The 18,735-nt window shown below is 74.5% G+C and carries 13 protein-coding genes, 1 tRNA gene and 1 pseudogene; 9 read left to right on the plus strand and 6 right to left on the minus strand.

The features are described from left to right. Nucleotides 1–318: 318 nt before the first annotated feature. A pseudogene (locus IE251_RS11730) lies at nucleotides 319–933 on the minus strand (ATP-binding protein); the annotation flags it as partial. Between the two features lie 74 nt (nucleotides 934–1,007). After that, a complete protein-coding gene (locus tag IE251_RS11735; RefSeq protein WP_189752818.1) occupies nucleotides 1,008–1,835 on the minus strand; it encodes a glycerophosphodiester phosphodiesterase in 828 nt (275 codons plus the stop codon). Nucleotides 1,836–2,072: 237 nt separating this feature from the next. Here IE251_RS11735 and IE251_RS11740 point away from each other — a divergent pair, with 237 nt between their 5' ends. Both IE251_RS11740 and IE251_RS11745 read left to right on the plus strand, forming a co-directional pair. Next, on the plus strand, nucleotides 2,073–3,578 hold the full coding sequence (locus IE251_RS11740; RefSeq protein ID WP_189752819.1) for a S1C family serine protease: 1,506 nt from the start codon (nucleotides 2,073–2,075) through the stop codon (nucleotides 3,576–3,578). A gap of 67 nt (nucleotides 3,579–3,645) precedes the next feature. Then, nucleotides 3,646–3,732 (plus strand) — tRNA-Ser (locus IE251_RS11745). 237 nt (nucleotides 3,733–3,969) lie between these two features. Here the strand turns inward: IE251_RS11745 and IE251_RS11750 are convergent. Next, nucleotides 3,970–4,212, minus strand: coding sequence for a hypothetical protein (locus IE251_RS11750; protein ID WP_189752820.1), 243 nt, complete (start codon nucleotides 4,210–4,212; stop codon nucleotides 3,970–3,972). A 101-nt stretch (nucleotides 4,213–4,313) separates the two neighbouring features. Continuing rightward, nucleotides 4,314–5,189, minus strand: coding sequence for a bifunctional DNA primase/polymerase (locus IE251_RS11755; protein ID WP_189752821.1), 876 nt, complete (start codon nucleotides 5,187–5,189; stop codon nucleotides 4,314–4,316). A gap of 369 nt (nucleotides 5,190–5,558) precedes the next feature. Here IE251_RS11755 and IE251_RS11760 point away from each other — a divergent pair, with 369 nt between their 5' ends. The 6 genes from IE251_RS11760 to IE251_RS11785 all read left to right on the plus strand — a co-directional run bounded on the left by IE251_RS11760 (nucleotide 5,559) and on the right by IE251_RS11785 (nucleotide 11,231). Next, nucleotides 5,559–5,873, plus strand: a complete 315-nt coding sequence (locus tag IE251_RS11760) for a hypothetical protein (RefSeq protein WP_189752822.1) — start codon at nucleotides 5,559–5,561, stop codon at nucleotides 5,871–5,873. A 232-nt stretch (nucleotides 5,874–6,105) separates the two neighbouring features. Beyond that, entirely contained in the window at nucleotides 6,106–7,125 is a 1,020-nt protein-coding gene (locus IE251_RS11765; RefSeq protein ID WP_307784888.1) for a bifunctional MaoC family dehydratase N-terminal/OB-fold nucleic acid binding domain-containing protein, read from the plus strand. Next, nucleotides 7,122–7,526: a MaoC family dehydratase gene (locus IE251_RS11770; protein ID WP_189752823.1), complete on the plus strand. Its 405-nt coding sequence runs from the start codon at nucleotides 7,122–7,124 to the stop codon at nucleotides 7,524–7,526. The genes IE251_RS11765 and IE251_RS11770 overlap by 4 nt, the downstream gene beginning before the upstream one ends. Beyond that, nucleotides 7,523–8,689 (plus strand): lipid-transfer protein, encoded by a 1,167-nt coding sequence (locus tag IE251_RS11775; RefSeq protein ID WP_189752824.1) that lies wholly within the window; start codon nucleotides 7,523–7,525, stop codon nucleotides 8,687–8,689. The genes IE251_RS11770 and IE251_RS11775 overlap by 4 nt, the downstream gene beginning before the upstream one ends. 170 nt (nucleotides 8,690–8,859) lie before the next feature. Beyond that, on the plus strand, nucleotides 8,860–9,417 hold the full coding sequence (locus tag IE251_RS11780) for a SigE family RNA polymerase sigma factor (protein ID WP_030786156.1): 558 nt from the start codon (nucleotides 8,860–8,862) through the stop codon (nucleotides 9,415–9,417). A 158-nt stretch (nucleotides 9,418–9,575) separates the two neighbouring features. Continuing rightward, on the plus strand, nucleotides 9,576–11,231 hold the full coding sequence (locus IE251_RS11785) for a long-chain fatty acid--CoA ligase (RefSeq protein WP_189752825.1): 1,656 nt from the start codon (nucleotides 9,576–9,578) through the stop codon (nucleotides 11,229–11,231). A gap of 123 nt (nucleotides 11,232–11,354) precedes the next feature. Here the strand turns inward: IE251_RS11785 and IE251_RS11790 are convergent, their stop codons facing one another. Then, nucleotides 11,355–12,566 carry an MFS transporter gene (locus IE251_RS11790; RefSeq protein WP_189752826.1) on the minus strand — a complete coding sequence of 404 codons (1,212 nt, stop codon included), beginning with the start codon at nucleotides 12,564–12,566 and terminating at the stop codon, nucleotides 11,355–11,357. Between the two features lie 135 nt (nucleotides 12,567–12,701). Between IE251_RS11790 and IE251_RS11795 the strand changes: the two genes are divergently transcribed. After that, on the plus strand, nucleotides 12,702–13,283 hold the full coding sequence (locus IE251_RS11795; RefSeq protein ID WP_189752827.1) for a TetR family transcriptional regulator: 582 nt from the start codon (nucleotides 12,702–12,704) through the stop codon (nucleotides 13,281–13,283). Nucleotides 13,284–13,406: 123 nt separating this feature from the next. On the opposite strand, the gene IE251_RS11800 is transcribed toward IE251_RS11795, so the two are convergent. Further along, nucleotides 13,407–18,464 carry a PAS domain-containing protein gene (locus tag IE251_RS11800; protein WP_229896704.1) on the minus strand — a complete coding sequence of 1,686 codons (5,058 nt, stop codon included), beginning with the start codon at nucleotides 18,462–18,464 and terminating at the stop codon, nucleotides 13,407–13,409. Nucleotides 18,465–18,735: the final 271 nt, after the last annotated feature.

The raw sequence follows: 18,735 nt of genomic DNA on the forward strand, positions 1-18,735 counted from the left end.
GAAGTCCAGGCCGGACAGGTCCGGCAGGGACAGGCCAGGGGCGGTCAGGCCGGACAAGGGCGTGTCCGGGTTGGTCATGCCCGTAAGCCTCGTGTCCGGTACGCCCGTCAGCGTCGTGTCCGGTATCCCCGACAGGGCCGCCTCCGATATGCCCGTGCGCGGCGCGTCCGGGGCGGGTCCGTTCGGCAACGTGCCGTTCGCGGCGGGCAGGTGAGGCAGCGGCACCTCACCGGCCGCCGCACCCGACAGGGCCGCTGCCGGGGCCGCCGCCGCACCGGGCCGCGCCGCCTCGGAGGCCACCGCCACGCCTGGTAGCGCCGCCAGGTCGGGGAGCGGTGTGCTGCCTGTCCTGGGCCGGGTGACGCGCGTAGCGAACGCGTCATGGGGGTGGCCCGCATCGGGATCGTGGACGTCCCCGTGGACCAGCACCCAGACCGTCACCTCGCCCTCGACGTCGTCCCGGACGCCCCAGTCGTCGGCGAGGGCCGTGATGATGTTCAGTCCGCGCCCGCCGTGCGCGGTCACCGACGGTGTCGCCGGGGCCGGGCGGGTCGGGCCGCCGCCGTCCGTGACCTCCACGAGGAGCCGCCCGCGCGCGTCGACCCGCCAAGCGGCGCGGACGTCACCGTCCCCGGCCGGCGCGTCCCCCAGGGGGCGCCCGTGCCGGCAGGCATTGCTCAACAGCTCCGAAAGGATCAGTACGGCGTCGTCGATGACCGACTCCGCCACGCCCCCGCTGCGCAGCTGCGCCCGCATCCGGTGCCGCGCCTCCCCCACGCCCGCAGGGCCATGGGGTACGGCCATGCTCGACGACGTGGGCACTTCCTGTGCCATCACCAACGCCACCCCCGAGACCTCCTTCGCCCCACGCCACGGTGTGGATGCCCTCTTGGCCTGTACCGGAAACCGGCCAGTCCTCTTCCGGTGACGCATTCGGCACGGTCGCACACGCGTCGAACGCGCCGGTGCACTCCCCGTGACCGGAGCCGGCCGGTGCGGCCGGCCGTTCAGCGGCCCAGCCGGTGGAGCACCGCGCGCGGGCGGTTGGTGATGATGGCGTCGACGCCCAGCTCGACGCAGAGGTCGACGTCCTCGGGCTCGTTCACGGTCCACACGTGGACCTGGTGGCCGGCCTGCCGCAGCCGCTCCACGTAGGCGGGGTGGTTGCGCAGGATGCGGATCGAGGGCCCCGCGATGCCCACGCCCGCGGGGAGCCGGCCGTCGCGCAGCCGGGGCGAGACGAACTGCATCAGATAGACCGTCGGCAGGGTCGGCGCCGCCGCGCGCACGCGGTGCAGCGAACGGGCCGAGAAGCTCATGATCCGGACCGGTGACTCGGCGGCGGAGGCCGGCGCGGCGAGGCCGAAACGGTTCAGCAGGGTCAGCAGCCGCTCCTCGACCTGGCCCGCCCAGCGCGTGGGGTGCTTGGTCTCGATGGCGAGCTCCACCCGGCGGCCGGCGTCCGCGACCAGCTCCAGCAGCCGCTCCAGGGTGAGGACGGAGGTGGCCTCGCGGTCCTCCGGCCGGTGCTCCCAGTCGGGCTCCTCGTCCCGCCCATGCCAGGCCTCGCGCGTCTTCCAGGAGCCGAAGTCGAGCGCGGCCAGGTCGGCCAGTTCCAGCGCGGAGACCGCGCCGCGGCCGTTGGAGGTACGGTTCACCCGTCGGTCGTGGACGCAGACCAGATGGCCGTCCGCGGTCAGCCGTACGTCGCACTCCAGGGCGTCGGCGCCGTCCTCGATGGCCTTCCGGTAGGCGGCGAGGGTGTGCTCGGGGGCGTCTTCGGAGGCGCCCCGGTGGGCGACGACCTGGATGGAGCGCTGTGGTGCGTGGGTCACCGCGTCATGGTGCCATCGTCGCCGGGCAGACGGGGCGGGATGGAGACGTTCAGACGGCGAACGAGCGCTGCGCTGATCACTTATATAACTTTTACGGTGAATGCCCCAACAGATCCTATATAAAGAGGACCGCCGGACCCACAGCCACGGCTTATGGTGCTCTGACGGCCCGTGGGAAAAGCTGACCGCAAGACCAGTGCGACCGACGACAACAGGCGTGGACCGAGGAGAAGAGCTGTGAGCACCGAGAACGAGGGCAACGCGGTACCCCCGGCGCCGTCCGCACCTCCCGTGCCGGTGGCCTCTCCCGACGCTTCCCCGCAGGGCGCCGCGCCCGAGGGGAACGCCCAGGGGGCGCCCCACCCGCCCGTGCCCCAGGAGCACCCGGCGGCTCCGGCGGGCCAGGGCACGGCTTCGGTGGGCCAGGGCACGGCCCCGGCCGGTCCGGCATCCGACGGCTCCTGGCCGCCCCCGCCCCAGGCCACCCCCTCCTACGGCTCCTATGGCGACGGAGCCGCTTACGGCGGTGGCGGTCCGTCCTACGGCGGCGACGCCGCGGGTCCGGGCGCCGGGGGTCCGGGCGCGGGCTGGGGAGCTTCCTGGCAGCAGCCCGCGCCCAAGCCGCGCAGCGGACGCGGCGGCCTGGTGGCGGCGGTCCTGGTGGCCGCGCTGGTCGCGGGCGGTCTGGGCGGCGGCCTCGGCTACACCCTGGCCAAGGACCGGGACGACCGCGGCTCCACCACGGTCTCCGCCCCCGACAGCGCCACGCAGGTCAAGCGCGCGCCGGGCACGATCGCCAACGTGGCCGCCAAGGCGCTGCCCAGCACGGTGACGATCCAGGCCGAGAGCAGCGACGGCGAGGGCGGTACCGGCACCGGATTCGTCTTCGACACCCAGGGCCACATCGTCACCAACAACCACGTGGTCGCGGAGGCGGTGGACGGCGGCCGGCTCACGGCCACCTTCCCGAGCGGGAAGAAGTACGACGCCGAGGTCGTCGGCCATGCCCAGGGCTACGACGTCGCGGTCATCAAGCTCAAGAACGCCCCCTCCGATCTGCGGCCGCTCGCCCTCGGCGACTCCGACAAGGTGGCCGTCGGTGACGAGACCATCGCCATCGGCGCGCCCTTCGGCCTGTCCAACACGGTGACGACGGGCATCATCAGCGCCAAGGACCGTCCGGTGGCCTCCAGCGACGGCAGCTCCACCAGCAAGGCGTCCTACATGAGCGCCCTGCAGACCGACGCGTCCATCAACCCGGGCAACTCCGGCGGCCCGCTGCTGGACGCCTCCGGGGCGGTCATCGGCATCAACTCCGCGATCCAGTCCACGGGCAGCGGCGGCTTCGGCTCCGGTCAGTCCGGATCGATCGGCCTGGGCTTCGCCATCCCGATCAACCAGGCGAAGTACGTCGCCCAGCAGCTGATCAAGACCGGCAAGCCGGTGTACGCCAAGATCGGCGCGTCCGTCTCCCTGGAGGACTCCTCGGACGGCGCGAAGATCACCGATCAGGGCACGGGCGGCGCTGCGGCGGTGGAGTCCGGCGGCCCGGCGGACAAGGCCGGTCTGAAGCCCGGTGACGTCATCACCAAGCTCGGCGACCACGTGATCGACAGCGGGCCCACCCTGATCGGCGAGATCTGGACCCACCAGCCCGGCGACAAGGTCACGATCACCTACAAGCGGGGCGGCCAGGAGCACACGGCGGACCTGACCCTGGGCGCGCGCGAGGGCGACAGCTGACGGGGCCGCCCGCCACGGCCGACGGGCCGGTAATCTGTACCCGCGCCGTCGGCCTCCGCCGGCGCGGGGAGGCGTGCCCGAGCGGCCGAAGGGAACGGTCTTGAAAACCGTCGTGGCAGCGATGTCACCGTGGGTTCAAATCCCACCGCCTCCGCAGAGGTTCTAGTTATGCAGCCGGAAGGGGCGCTCCTTGATCTAGGGGCGCCCCTTCTGAGTTGAGGTGAGAGGCGGTCCTGCAGGTACCAGAGGATCCCCACACGGGCCACGAGCAACAGGATCCCCGGTACGGTTTTCCGGAGGCGCTTCCGGGCGGACACGCCGTGGGCACCCGCCGAGAAGCGCGGCGCGGGGGAACGGTCTTGAAAGTCGTCGTTGCCGTGGTGCGGGCGGACTACTCCACCGCCGGATCCTCCTGGGCCTGTCGTAGCGCGCGGCGTACCGCCTGTTCGACCTCGTGGGGGTCGGTTCCGGTTGCCTCGGCCCGGGCGGTGATCGCCTCGTGCACCGCGTCCGAGGCCGCGCAGAAGCGGCGCCGCTGCTCGTCGTACGCCTCGCCGGTCAGGCCCGCCAGGCGGGCGCGTTCCTCCTCGGCGGTGCGTTCCAGCCTGATCAGTTCATCCGGTATGTCCGTCACGTTCGGATCGTAAGAGGGTTTGCGCCCGCTCGCCTGCCCAGCCGCCCGGTTCCCGGTTCCCGGCTCTCGGTTCGGGTCCGGTCGGTGGTCCGGGGATCCGTTCAGTGGGCTTGGTGCCCGGTCATCCGGGCCGCCGACGTGATCGTGGCGCGGGCCTCGCGCTCCGGCAGGCCGGTCGTCCGGGCCGCCTCGGTCAGGGCGTCCGCCAGGGCGGGGCCGATCCCGTTCTCGTAGGCACGGCAGGCCGCCCAGAACAGGCGCGTGTTGCGCTGGCCCTCGTGCGCGGTGAGGACGAAGTGGACCAGGCCGTGCCCCTGGTCCCCGGGGGTGGTCGGCGCCGGGTGGCGGGGCCGGGGAGGGGGCACCAGGAGGCGGAGCAGGGCCGGTGGGCAGGGGGCCGGGGGCAGCTGGGCCGTGCCGGGGGCCACGGTGTAGACGCCGTGGTCGGTGCGGGAGCCGGGGCCCACCAGGTAGCCGCCGGCGCCCCGGATGTCGATGCCGGGGGCGAGCCGGCCGGCCGAGTTGGGGACCACGGTGTCCGGCGGGCCGGTCAGCCACAGGTGGCGGCCCCCGCTGGGGGTGAGTACGACGACCGTCTCCGGGATCGTGAACAGGTGGCGCAGGGCCAGTTCGCGCAGGGCGGCGGCGGAGTCCGTGCCGGACTTGGTGTCCAGGTCGACGCCGATCAGGTGGTGCGGCGGCAGTCCGCAGGCGATGCCGTAGCCGGTGGCCCAGGGCGCGGCGGCGAACAGGGCGCGGACCCGTCCGGGGTCGGTGGTGGCGTCGTACACGCCGTGCCCGGGACGGCCGCAGGCGCCGTGGCAGGGCCGTCCGGCCGGTGCCGGTTCGTCGCGGTGGGGTGAGCGCAGGGCCGGGAGTTTCGTCCGGGACAGGGGGATGACGGCCAGGCCGCGCTCGGCGGCGGACAGGGCGTGGGCGAGGGCCAGTGCCGTGGCCTGCCGGTCGGTGGTGGCCATGGCTCCATGGTCGTACATGTGTTCGAGGAAGGGAAGGGTCGGTATCGGTTACGCGCCGGTGGGTGATGGGGGGGCGTGGAGCTGTGCCGGAACGATTCATCCCTTGTGTCGCTTGATGGGTGGAAGGTCGTATCAGCCCCCTCTCGGAGAAGAAGCGGCTAAAGACGCCGATAGGGGTTTATCGACTTGTCATCACGCTTGAGTGCGAATCATGGCTTCCGGAGTGGTTCGCCGGGGAGCCGCTGGGCAACTCTGGTTGCGCGACGTCGTCCACGATCGTCGAGGCGGCCGGCCAACCGCCCCGACACGAGCAGCGGTTCACACACTTTCGGCCCTCGGGCCGCTCAGTGCTCGGTTCTGGAGGAACACATGGCAAGCATCCGCACCGCCCGCGTTCTCGCCGCCGTCTCCGCCTTGCCGCTCGCGGCCGCCCTCTTCGCCGGTGTCGCGGCGGCGGACGACGGCGCCTTAGCGGACGACGGCTCGAACGCCGGAGTGGCGGCGGTGCTCGGCAGCGGGGTCGGTGACGACAACAGCGGGAACTCGACCACCACGAACCAGAACGCGGCCGGCGCCGGCGCCTCGAACCAGAGCAATACCGCGCAGGTCAATCGCTCCGCGTGGGCCGGCGTCCAGCAGGGCAACCGCAACGCGTCCGTCAACTTCACTCCCCTGTGGGGGTGAGTCCGTAGGGGGTGAACCGGTAGGGGATGACTGTGCATGGGGGTGGATCTGTGGGGGTGAGCCTCGGCTGAGGTCCTTCGTGGGGAGGGGCCTCGTGAGGTGTGCTTCAGGGTCGTGACACGACCGCGCGGCGGTGCTTCGGCGCCGCCGCGCAGTCGTGTCCGGCCACCTTGACAGGCCCGATTATCTGACGGACAGTCAGAAACCGTCATCGGGAGTCCTGGGGGTGGCGGTGAGCGACGAGCAGGCGCGTGACGAGCTGGGCGAGCGGCTCAGGAAGTTCGTGGGACGGCCGGCCGCCGTCGCCGGTGCCGGCAAGGACCCGGTGAACGCGCCGATGATCCGGCACTGGTGCGAGGCGCTGGGCGACACCCACCCCGCCTACACCGGCCCGGACGCCATCGCCCCGCCCACCATGCTCCAGGTCTGGACGATGGGCGGCCTGAGCGGGCACCCGGGCCGTACCGGGGCGTACGAGGAACTCCTCGGCCTGCTGGACGCGGCGGGCTGCACCGCCGTGGTGGCCACCGACTGCGAGCAGGAGTACCCGCGGCCGCTGCGCCCGGGGGACGAGGTCACGTTCGACACGGTGATCGAGGAGGTCTCCGGCCGCAAGACGACCCGGCTGGGGACGGGCTACTTCATCACGACCCGTACGGAGGTCCGGGTGGCCGGGGAACCGGCGGGCGTCCACCGCTTCCGCGTCCTCAAGTACGCCCCGGCACCACACCGGCCCCACGAGCCCCGACAGCAGCGTCGAGGGCCCGAGCTCCACGAGCCCCGGCGCCACCAAGAGCCCGAGTCCCGGCGCCGCCAAGAGCCCGCGCCCTCGAAGCCCCTTCGTCCCCGCCCGGTGATCAACCGGGACAACGCCGGTTTCTGGCAGGGCGTGGCCGAGCGCCGGCTGCTCATCCAGCGCTGTACGGCCTGCGGGACCCTGCGCCACCCCTGGCTGCCCGGCTGCAACGCCTGCGGCGGCCTCGGCTGGGACACCGTGGAGGCGAGCGGCGAGGGCACGGTCTACTCGTACGTCGTCGTGCACCACCCGCCCGCCCCGGGCTTCGACCCCCCGTACGCGGTCGCCCTGGTCGAACTCGCCGAGGGCGTGCGGATGGTGGGCAACGTGGTCGGGGTGCCGTACGACGAGGTGCGCATCGGGCTGCCGGTGCGGGCCGGGTTCCGGCGCGTCGACGAGGAGCTGACTCTGCCGGTGTTCCAGGCCCTGTCCTCGGTCACGGCGGTGGAGCGGTGAGGGCGGGCGAGCGGCTGGAGCCGCTGGAGATCCCGGTGACCCGCACCCTGATCGTGGCCGGGGCGATCGCCTCCCGGGACTACCAGGACGTGCACCACGACCCGGAACTGGCCCGGCGCAAGGGCGCGCCGGACGTCTTCATGAACATCCTGACGACGAACGGCCTGGTCGGCCGGTACGTCACCGACCACTTCGGCCCCAAGGCGGTGCTCCGCAAGGTCGCCATCAGGCTGGGGGCGCCCAACTACCCGGGGGACACGATGGTGCTGACCGGAACCGTCGAGGAGGTCGACGGTGATACGGCGGTCGTACGGGTCGTAGGGGCCAACGGGCTCGGCGACCATGTGACGGGCACGGTGACGGTCACGGTCCCGGGCGCGAACCCGGAGGCCACGCCATGAGCCTGCGCACCCGCGACACCCTCGGCGGCCGGGCCGCGATCGCCGGCATAGGGGCCACCGAGTTCTCCAAGGACTCCGGCCGCAGCGAACTGCGCCTGGCGGTGGAGGCGGTGCGGGCCGCGCTCGACGACGCGGGCCTCACCCCGGCGGACGTGGACGGGCTGGTGACCTTCACCATGGACACCAGCCCGGAGATCACCGTGGCCCAGGCCTGCGGGATGGGCGAGCTGTCCTTCTTCTCCCGGGTGCACTACGGCGGCGGCGCGGCCTGCGCCACCGTCCAGCAGGCGGCGCTCGCGGTGGCGACGGGCCTGGCGGAGGTGGTGGTCTGCTACCGCGCGTTCAACGAGCGGTCGGGCCGCCGGTTCGGCGCGGGCGTACGGCACCGGGAGCCGTCGGCGGAGGGCGCGGCGCTCGGCTGGACGCTGCCGTTCGGGCTGCTCACCCCGGCCTCCTGGGTGGCGATGGCGGCCCGGCGCTACCTGCACGCCCATGGTCTGACCCCCGAGGTGTTCGGGCAGGTGGCCGTGGTGGACCGGGCGTACGCGGCGACCAACCCGGCCGCGTACTTCCACGGCCGCCCGATCACGCTCGCCGACCACGCCGCCTCCCGCTGGATCGCCGAGCCGCTGCGGCTGCTGGACTGCTGCCAGGAGACCGACGGCGGGCAGGCGGTGGTCGTCACCTCCCTGGAGCGGGCCCGGGACCTGCCGCACCCGCCCGCCGTGATCGCCGCGGCGGCCCAGGGCGCGGGCCGGGCGCAGGAGCAGATGACGAGCTTCTACCGGGACGATCCGACCGGCCTGCCGGAGATGAGCGCGGTGGCCCGCCAGCTGTGGCGCACCTCCGGTCTCGGCCCGGACGACATCGACGTGGCGATCCTGTACGACCACTTCACCCCCTTCGTGCTGATGCAGCTGGAGGAGTTCGGGTTCTGCGGCCGGGGGCGGGCGGCGGACTTCGTGGCCGAGCGGCGGCTGCCGCTGAACACCCATGGGGGCCAGCTCGGGGAGGCGTACCTGCACGGCATGAACGGCATCGCGGAGGCGGTACGGCAGCTGCGGGGCACGGCCGTGAACCAGGTGCCGGGGGCCTCGCGGACCCTGGTGACGGCCGGCACCGGGGTACCGACATCAGGGCTGGTCCTGACGGCGGACGGGTGAGTCCTCAGGGGCGCTTCCGGCGGTTCCTCAGGGTCGTACCCGCAGACGGGACGGACCCGTGCTCCACCTTCAGGAGGTGGAGGCAGCCCTACCCCTACAACCTGAGGGGGACCCGCCTTCAGGACCTGCGGCCGATACCCGGGCGGGGTCCCCGCTCCTAGCGTGGAGGCATGACCACACCCGTCTGCACCAGCGCCTCGGCCGCCGCCGCACCCAGGCGGCAGACTCCTCTCTACCCGACGTTCGCGGCGTACGTGCGGGCCCGCCAGCCCGTCCTGCTGCGCACCGCGCGCTCGCTGACCGCGAACCCCAACGACGCCGAGGACCTGCTGCAGACCGCGCTGGCCAAGACCTATGTCGCGTGGGAGCGGATCGAGGACCACCGGGCGCTGGACGGCTATGTGCGCCGGGCGCTCGTGAACACCCGTACCTCCCAGTGGCGCAAGCGCCGGGTGGACGAGTTCGCCTGCGAGGAACTGCCCGAGCCCGAGCCGCTGCCCGTGGGCGAGGACCCGGCCGAGCGGCAGGCGCTGCGCGACGCGATGTGGCGGGCGGTCCTGCGGCTGCCGGCGCGCCAGCGGGCCATGGTCGTCCTCAGGTACTACGAGGACCTGAGCGAGGCTCAGACCGCCGAGCTGCTCGGGGTGTCGGTGGGCACGGTGAAGTCGGCGGTCTCCCGGGCCCTGGGCAAGCTGCGCGAGGACCCGGAGCTGGCCCCGGCCCGCTAGGGCCTCCCGCCCGCCCGCGGTGACCGCCCGCCCCGCCGGCGAACTCCGTTCACGGTGACCGGAGCGTGACGCACCCCCTAGTGACATACCGCGTGGTATGCGCGCAGAATCAGCGCAACCTCTACCACCGCGTAGGCAATGTCGCCCGGGAGGACTCCGTGCTGAGCACCATGCAGGACGTACCGCTGCTGATCTCCAGGATCCTGACCCACGGGTCGACGGTCCACGGATCGTCACGGGTGACCACCTGGACCGGGGAGCCCGAGCCGCACCGGCGCACCTTCGCCGAGATCGGGGCGCGCGCCGCCCGGCTGGCCCATGCCCTGCGGGACGAGCTGGGCGTCAGGGGCGACGACCGGGTCGGCACGCTCATGTGGAACAACGCCGAGCACGTCGAGGCGTACTTCGCCGTGCCGTCCATGGGCGCGGTGCTGCACACGCTCAATCTGCGGCTGCCCGCCGAGCAGCTGGTGTGGATCATCAACCACGCGGCCGACAAGGCCGTCATCGTCAACGGCTCGCTGATCCCGCTCCTCGCGCCGCTGCTTCCCCACCTGCCGACGGTCGAGCACATCGTCGTCTCCGGCCCCGGCGACCGCGCCCCGCTGGCGGGCGCCACCGCCCGGGTGCACGAGTACGAGGAGCTGATCGCCGGCCGGCCCGACCACTACGACTGGCCCGAGCTGGACGAACGCCAGGCCGCCGCCATGTGCTACACCTCCGGCACGACCGGCGACCCCAAGGGCGTGGTCTACAGCCACCGTTCCGTCTACCTGCACTCCATGCAGGTCAACATGGCCCAGTCGATGGGCCTGACCGACCAGGACACCTCCCTGGTGGTCGTCCCGCAGTTCCATGTGAACGCGTGGGGGCTGCCGCACGCCACCTTCATGACCGGCGTCAACATGCTGATGCCGGACCGTTTCCTCCAGCCGGCCCCGCTCGCCGGGATGATCGAGTCCGAGCGGCCCACCCACGCGGCGGCCGTCCCGACCATCTGGCAGGGCCTGCTCGGCGAACTCACCGCGCGGCCGCGGGACGTCTCCTCCCTCACCCAGGTCACCATCGGCGGCGCCGCCTGCCCGCCGTCCCTGATGGCGGCCTTCGACAAGCTGGGGATGCGGGTCTGCCACGCCTGGGGCATGACGGAGACCTCCCCGCTGGGCACGGTGGCCCGCCCGCCGGCCCACGCGGTCGGCACCGACGAGGAGTTCCGCTACCGCGTCACCCAGGGCCGCTTCCCGGCGGGCGTCGAGGCCCGCCTCACCGGCCCCGACGGCGCACACCTGCCGTGGGACGGCGAGTCGGCCGGCGAGCTGGAGGTACGCGGCGCCTGGATCGCGGGCGCCTACTACAACGGCCCCGACGCCGAACCCCTGCGCCCCGGCGACAAGTTCAGCGCGGACGGCTGGCTGAAGACCGGGGACGTCGGCACCATCTCCCCCGACGGCTACCTCACCCTCACCGACCGCGCCAAGGACGTCATCAAGTCCGGCGGCGAGTGGATCTCCTCGGTCGAGCTGGAGAACGCGCTGATGTCCCACCCGGACGTCGCCGAGGCCGCCGTGGTCGCCGTACCCGACGACAAGTGGGGCGAGCGCCCGCTGGCCACGGTCGTCCTGCGGCCCGGCGCGAGCGCCGACTTCCAGGCCCTGCGCACCTTCCTCGCGGAGGAGGTCCGGATCGCCCGCTGGCAGCTGCCCGAGCGCTGGACCACCGTCGAGTCGGTGCCGAAGACGAGTGTGGGCAAGTTCGACAAGAAGGTGCTGCGCCGGCAGTACGCGGAGGGGGAACTGGAGGTCACCCGCCTGTGACGGCGGTACGGGCGCTTTGGCCGTGACGGTCGCGGGTACGTGCCCGACCTCTCCTGTCGCTGAACGAGGCCGGGGCCGGAGCCCACACGTGGTGGGTTCCGGCCCCGGCCGCCGGTGCCGGCGTCAGCGCCGGCCGGTCCGTATCGTCGTCGCCCAGCCCAGCGCCAGCCACACACCCGCCACCGCGCACACCCCGGCCCAGCCCCAGTGCCCGAAGGCGGGGCCCGCGGCGGCCGAGGCGAGCGCGCCGCCGGCGAAGCCCGAGACGACGTAGGCCGTGTTGGCGGTGGCCGGTGCGGTGGTCGTGGTGAGGGCCACGGTCTGGTTGGCCACATGGGAGGCGACCAGGGCCGCGTGGATCGCGATCGCGGCGGCGAACAGCGCCGGCAGCACGTGCCCGCCGAGCCAGAACAGCGGTACGGCGACGGCGGCCAGTACGAACGCGGTGCCGACGACCCGCGCGGCACCGAACCGGTCCACCAGGCCGCCCGCCAGCGGCGCCACCACGCTGGCGGTGAGCCCGAAGAGGCCGAAGAGCCCGGCGGTCGCGGTGGACAGGTCGTACGCCGGCCCGGTCAGCAGCAGGGACAGCGAGGTCCACAGGGCGCTCCAGGCGCCGAACATCCCCGCCTGCCGGACGCAGGACCGCCGCAGCTCGGGGGAGCGGCGCAGCAGCCCCGGCAGCTCGGCCAAGCCGGAGAACAGCCCGCCCTGCCGGGCCGGCCGGTCGGACGGCAGGGCCAGCGCGGTGGCCAGCCCCAGGGCGAGGGTGAGGACGGCGGATCCGGCGAACACCCAGCGCCAGCCGAGGCCCTGCCCGGCGAGACCGCCGAGCACCCGGGCCGCGACGATGCCGGTGAACAGCCCGGCGATGACGGCGGCGACGTGCCGGGCCCGCCGGTCGGCGGGGGCGCGGGCGGCCACCAGCGGGACCAGCAACTGGGGGATGACGGTCGCCGCGGCGGCGACGAAGACGGCGGCGGCCAGGGCCGCGGTGCCCGGTGCCACGGCCGCGGCGAGCAGCGCCACCGTGGTGGCGACGGAGAGCCAGGCGACGAGCGGCCGACGGTTGACGCGGTCGCCGAGCGGAGCGAAGAAGAGCAGGCCGGCGGCGTAACCGAGCTGGGCCACCGAGGCGATCCAGGCGACGGCGGACGGGGTGGTGCCGAAGTCGTGGGAGATCAGCGGGAGCAGCGGGGCCGCGAGGTAGATGTTGGCGGCCGTGACGGCGGTGCATACGGCGATGAGCAGGAGGAAGAGGGTGCCGGAGGCCGGTCGCTCAGCGGCGGGTCCGCGGACGGGCGATGCCTGGTGGGTGGTGGTGGCTGACGGCATGGCGGGGAGCTTCTCCTTAGAGCCGGCTCACACAACTAACTGGTTGGTTGACAGACGTCAACAGCGTGCACCGGCGTCCTCATTCCCGTCAACCAAATAGTTGGTTACCGACTCGTGGGCGCCTACCCTGTCCCCATGGCAACAGTGAGGGACCCCGAGGCCACCAAGGCCCGGATCTTCGAGGCGGCGGTCGCCGAGTTCTCCCGGCACGGCATCGCGGGCGCCCGCATCGACCGCATCGCCGCCGCGGCCAAGGCCAACAAGCAGCTGATCTACGCCTACTTCGGCAACAAGGCGGAGCTGTTCACCCAGGTCCTCGGCCGATGCATGGTGGACCTGGCCGCGGCCGTGCCCGTCGACCCCGACGACATCGACGGCTGGGTGGACCGCCTCCTCGACTACCACGCCACCCACCCCGAGCTGCTGCGCCTGCTCTTCTGGGAGGGCATCGAGTACGGCACCGCCGAACTGCCCGACGAGGAGGCCCGCCAGGACCACTACGCCCGCAAGGTCGCCCAGGTCCGGGACGGCCAGGAACGGGGGGTCATCACGGACACCATCCCGGCCGGTGACCTGCTGATCCTGCTGATCTCGCTGACGAACTGGATCTCCGCGGTCCCGCAGATGCGGCGCATCCTCGCGGGCACGGGGGACGGCGACCGGGACCGCCTGCGGGCCTCCGTCAAGGAGGCGGCCCGCAGGCTGGTGGCGCGCTAGTCCGGGGCCGACCGCTTTCGGGCCGGCGCGCGACGTCCGTCCGGCCTTCCGGGCGGGACCGGCGCGCGGCGTACGGTCGTGGCCGGGCCGGGGCTGTGGGCGGTGCCGTTCGGCCGGCGGACCCTAGTTGGTGCCGATCCGGGCCAGCAGGTCGACGATCCTGCTCTGCACCTCGGTGCTGGTGGACCGCTCGGCGAGGAAGAGCACGGTCTCGCCGGACGCCAGCCGGGGCCGGTCGGCCTGGTCGACGGCGGCGGTGTAGACGACCAGCGGGGTGCGGTTGAGCTGCCCGTTGGCACGCAGCCAGTCCACGATCCCGGCCCGCCGGCGGTGCACCTGCATCAGGTCCATCACCACCAGGTTCGGCCGGAACTGCCCCGCCAGCGTCACCGCGTCGTTGTCGCTCGCGGCCCGCGCCACCTGCATCCCGCGCCGCTCCAGCGTCGTGGTCAGCGCCAGCGCGATCTCCGGGTGCTCCTCGATGAGCAGCACCCGCGGCGGATGCTGCTCGCTGTCCCGGGGCGCCAGCGCCTTCAGCAGTACGGCGGGATCGGCGCCGTACGCCGCCTCGCGCGACGCCTGGCCGAGCCCGGCCGTGACCAGCACCGGCACCTCGGCCGCCACGGCGGCCTGACGCAGCGACTGCAGGGCCGTCCGGGTGATGGGCCCGGTCAGCGGGTCCACGAAGAGCGCGGCGGGGAAGGCCGCGATCTGCGCGTCGACCTCCTCGCGCGAGTGCACGATGACCGGCCGGTAACCACGGTCGCTGAGCGCCTGCTGGGTCGTCACGTCCGGCGCGGGCCACACCAGCAGCCGGCGCGGGTTGTCCAGCGGCTCCGGGGGGAGCTCGTCGTCCAGCGGCTGCGGGCGCGGGGTGTCCGCCACCTCCACGGCCCCGCCCGGACCGTCCAGCGGCTCCGGTCCCTCGGCGGCGTCGGGTCCCGGCGCGCCGATGGCGTACGACCGCCCGGCTCCCTCGGTGCCCGGGGCCGGCCGCCCCGGCATGGGCGGCTGACCGGCCGGCGAGGGCTGCGGCGCCGGGGGCCGGCCGACGGGTGCCGGGTGACCGGGCATCGGCTCGGACGCCGGGTGCGGCCGGGCCCCCTGCTCCGGCCGGGCCTCCTGGCGGCTGGCCGGGTCCGGGGGCGTGCCCAGCTTGCGGCGGCGGCCGGAACCGCCGGGCGCGTGCGGCGGCGGGGTCGCCGTCGGCTGCTGCACCTGCGCGGCCTGCCGGGCGAACGGCACGCCCTGCCCGAGCGTCCGCACGGAGATCGACCGCCCCTGGGTGGAGTCCGGGTCGACCGGTCCGCCACCCGCGGCCTCGGCGGGCAACGGCTGTGCGGCCCGCGGCGGTCGACCACCAGGGGCGGTGGGGGGAGCGGCAGGCGTGCCGGGGACCGGGGTGCCCTGAGCGGGTGTGGCGGGTGTCGCCGGGACGGGGGGCGTGGGGTCCTGAGCCGGGAGCGGGGTTCCCGCGCCCGCGGTGTCGCCGGCACCCGGCCACTGCGGCGGGACGCCGGCCGTGGGGCCGCCGACGGGCGGCACCGGCACGGGCTGGGCGCCCGGCACCTGACCGGGCGCGGTCTCGGCGGGCAACGGCAGCGGGCCCGGGCCCGCCACCGGGGTACCGGCGGGCGGGGTGCCCGGCTGCGCGGCGGCCGGCGACTGCGGCGCCCGCGCGGGCGTGGGCTGCCCGGCGGCACCCTGGACGGGTGCGCCCGACACGGGTGTGCCCTGGGCGGGCGTGGTCTGGACGGGCATGCCGTGGGCGGGCGTGCCCTGGGGCGGCGTGGCCGGGGTGGGTGCCGTGGGGGCGGGCGCCGCCGGGGCGGGCGTGGGCTGTCCGGGCGTGCCCTGGGCGGGTACGGCGGCACCGGACTGGGCGCCGGGAGCCACGGGACCGCCCTGGAGGGGGATGCCCTGCCCGATCGTGCCCTGCGCGGCCGCGCCCTGCGCCGGAACGCCGGGCGCGGGGGTGTGCTGGCCGGGAAGCGGCGGTACGGCGGCGGTCCCCTGCGACACCTGGCCGGGTACGGCCCCCGGAGCCACCGCCTGGGCGGCCTCGGCGGGCTGCGCCACGGCCCGGCGCCGACGGCCGGTCGGCGCGCTGGTCGGGTGCGGCTGCGGCGGGGTGTGGTCCTCGGTCTGGTCGAGCGGTACGGCGTCGTGCCGCCCGTCGACCCCCGCCGGCCCCTCGACGGACACCGGCATCTGGGCGGGCAGCTGCACCTGACCGGGCAGCGGCGCCTGACCGGGTGCCTGCGCCTGGCCGGGCAGCGGGCCGGCACCGGGAACGTGCGGCCGGCCGCCCTCGGCGATCCCGGCACCCGGAGCGACGGGCGCACCGGCGACCGGGGCCGTGGGCACACCGGCGTCCGGGGTCATGGCCGCTCCACCCGGGCTCGGGTCGGCGGGCACACCGGCACCGGGAGCCACCGGTACGGCAGCACTCGCGTCGGCACCGGGAGCCGCGGGTACGGCCGTACCCGCGCCCGGGACCGGAGGCGTACCACTCACCGGGGCCGAAGTCTCGTGGGTCCCTTCACCCTCGTCGGCCCCCTGGGGCTCAGGGGTCTCGGGGGACCGGTCGGCGTCGGCCGGGGGCAGGGCGAACACCGTACGCGGGCCGCTCGCCTCCTGCGCCGCGGCACGTTCCGCCGCGGCGGCCAGCGCTCGTCGGCGCCGCCCGCCCGGCTGCGCGCCCTCGGCGGCGACGGCCTCGCCTCCGTGGGCGTCACCTGCCTGACCACCCTGGGCCGGAACCACCGGACCGCCCTGGACGGGAACGGCCCGCGCGCCCGGCGCCACCGCGTCACCGGCTCCCGTCCCGGCTTGCGCCGCGGGAAGGGCGGGCGGCAGGGCGGCCTGCGGTGCGGCGTCCACCTCGTGGCGGGCCCGCCGACCCGTACCCGAGGGCACGCCCTGCGGCGGCACGGTGCCGCCCAGGCCCGTACCCGAGGCGGCGGCCCCCGCGCTCTGCTCGGCCGAGGTCACGACGGCCCCTTCGGCCACGCCGTCGCCCGCGCCCCTGTTCTCACCGGCACCGGCGTCCGTACCGGCGCCCACGCCGTCGGCCGGCCGGGCGCGGCGCCGTCCGGTCCCGCCGGACGCGCTCTCCGCGCCCTCGGCCGGAACCACGCCGGTCTCCCCGGCGGGCGCGGAGGCCCGCCGCCGGCGCCGGCCGGTCGGGGCCGGTGCCCCGATCTCACCGGTGTCACCGGCACCGGCCAGGTCGCTCTCCAGGAAGGCGTCCGTGGAGGACCGCCGGGCCCGCCGCCGACCGCCCCCGCCACCCGGCTCGGCCGCGCCGGCATCGTCGCCGGAGACCTCACCGGCGTCCGGCAGCGGTCCGCCGACCACGGCGTCCGGCAGCGGCGCACCGGCGACGGCGTCCGGCAGCGGACCGCCGGCCACGGCATCGGGCAGCGGACCGCCGGCCACGGCGCCCGCGATGCGCGCGCCGACGGCGTCCGGGAGCTGCGCGCCGATGGCACCCGGGACCTGCGGCGCGATCGCGCCCGCCCCGCCCCCGAGGGGCACTTCGAGGACATAGGCGCTGCCGCTCATGCCCGGCACCTCGTGCGTCTGGAGCACGCCCCCGTGGGCGCGCACGATCCCGCGCACGACCGGCTCGTGCACCGGGTCTCCCCCGGCGTACGGCCCGCGTACCTCGATCCGCGCGACCTCGCCCCGCTGGGCGGCGGCGACCACGACGGTGTTGTCCAGGTAACCGCCCGCCGATACGGGCGTGTTGCCGGTGGCGTCGACCCCGGCGACGTCCGCGACGAGGTGCGCGAGCGCGACGGCGAGCCGCCGCGGGTCGACCTCGGCCTCGATGGGTGGCGCGTGCACGGCGAACTGCACCCGCCCCGGCCCGATCAGCTCCACGGCCCCGTCCACACCGGCGGCGACGACGGCGTCCAGCATCACCTTCGTACGGGTGATGTCCTCGGTGCCCGCGTCCAGCCGCTGGTAGCCGAGGACGTTGTCGATGAGGGTGGTGATCCGGGAGTAGCCGGCGGACAGGTGGTGCAGGACCTGGTTGGCCTCGGGCCACAGCTGGCCGGCGTCGTCGGCCGCCAGCGCGGACAGCTCGCGCCGCAGCTCGTCCAGCGGCCCGCGCAGCGACTGCCCGAGCAGGGTCAGCAACTGCTCGTGCCGCCCGGCGAGGGCCTCGTACCGGTCCTTCTCCCGCTCGCCCAGCGCCGCGTACCGCTCCTCGCCGGCCGCCAGCTCCTCCGCGTGCTTCTCGCGCAGCTCCTCGAGCTCGGCGACATGCTGCTGGCGCAGCGCGGTCAGGTCGGAGGCGTGCTCCTCGGAGAGCCGCTCGAGCTCCTCGGCGTGCGCCTTCTCCAGCGCGGCCTTCTCCTCGACCACGGCGTCGTACGGCCGGCGGTCGGTGAAGGTCATCACGGCGCCGACGAGCTGGTCACCGTCGCGTACCGGCGCGGTGGTCAGATCGACCGGCACCTTCTGGTCGCCCTTGGACCACAGCACCTGGCCGCGCACCCGGTGCTTGCGGCCGGAGCGCAGGGTGTCGGCGAGCGGCGACTCCTCGTACGGGAAGGGCGAGCCGTCGGCGCGGGAGTGCAGCACGAGGGCGTGCAGCTCCTTGCCGCCCAGCTCACCGGCCCGGTACCCCAGTATCTGGGCGGCGGCCGGGTTGACCAGCACGATCCGCCCGTCGGTGTCGGTGCCCACGACACCTTCCGCGGCCGCCCGCAGGATCATCTCGGTCTGCCGCTGCGAGCGGGCCAGCTCCGCCTCGGTGTCGACGGTCCCGGACAGATCCCGGACCACGATCATCAGCAGCTCGTCACCGGTGTAGCCGTAACCGTCGTACGCCTGCTGCCCGTTCTCCAGGTTCGCGCTGGTGACCTCGACCGGGAACTCGGTCCCGTCGGTGCGCCGCGCGACCATCCGGGTGGGCTTGGTACGGCCCTGCGGGGCCATGTGGTCGGGCCGCCGCATCGAGCCGGGGATGAGCCGTGAGTCGAACTGCGGCAGCAGATCGAGCAGCCCACGGCCGACGAGGGCCGTGCCGGGCGTCTCGAAGGCCTCCAGCGCGATGGTGTTGGCGTTGACGACGGTTCCGTTGGCGTTGACCAGGACCAACGCGTCCGGCAGCGCGTCGAGTATGGCTGCGAGGCGAGCAGCGCCTCGGGATGGCCTGCTGCTCACGAGACGCCTTCCTCCCTGTTACCGCACCTTGCCGACCGCTCGGGCCATCTTGCCAAGGCGCCCGCGACGTGTCACGCGAGGGAGTCTAAGGGCACGGGTCGTCCTCGCGGCGCCGGATGGCGGCGAGGTCCCACGAGGAAGTGACGGCGAACGCATGACCGATACCCCGGCTCCGCGAGACCTTCCCGGCTCCTTTACGGAACCGGCGCCCCCGTCGAACCCGCACGTCACACCCACGTCCGGGGCCGGGCCGGGCCGACCGGACCCGCGA

Origin of the sequence: Streptomyces eurythermus (assembly GCF_014649115.1) — a bacterium.
GTDB classification, from domain to species: Bacteria; Actinomycetota; Actinomycetes; order Streptomycetales; family Streptomycetaceae; genus Streptomyces; species Streptomyces eurythermus.

Excerpts from the sequence above, each read along its gene's own strand:
- IE251_RS11755 (WP_189752821.1), bottom strand. The coding sequence starts at position 5,189 with ATGGCCACCACCGACCGGCAGGCCACGGCACTGGCCCTCGCCCACGCC.
- IE251_RS11760 (WP_189752822.1), top strand. The coding sequence starts at position 5,559 with ATGGCAAGCATCCGCACCGCCCGCGTTCTCGCCGCCGTCTCCGCCTTG.
- IE251_RS11775 (WP_189752824.1), top strand. The coding sequence starts at position 7,523 with ATGAGCCTGCGCACCCGCGACACCCTCGGCGGCCGGGCCGCGATCGCC.
- IE251_RS11780 (WP_030786156.1), top strand. The coding sequence starts at position 8,860 with ATGACCACACCCGTCTGCACCAGCGCCTCGGCCGCCGCCGCACCCAGG.
- IE251_RS11790 (WP_189752826.1), bottom strand. The coding sequence starts at position 12,566 with ATGCCGTCAGCCACCACCACCCACCAGGCATCGCCCGTCCGCGGACCC.
- IE251_RS11795 (WP_189752827.1), top strand. The coding sequence starts at position 12,702 with ATGGCAACAGTGAGGGACCCCGAGGCCACCAAGGCCCGGATCTTCGAG.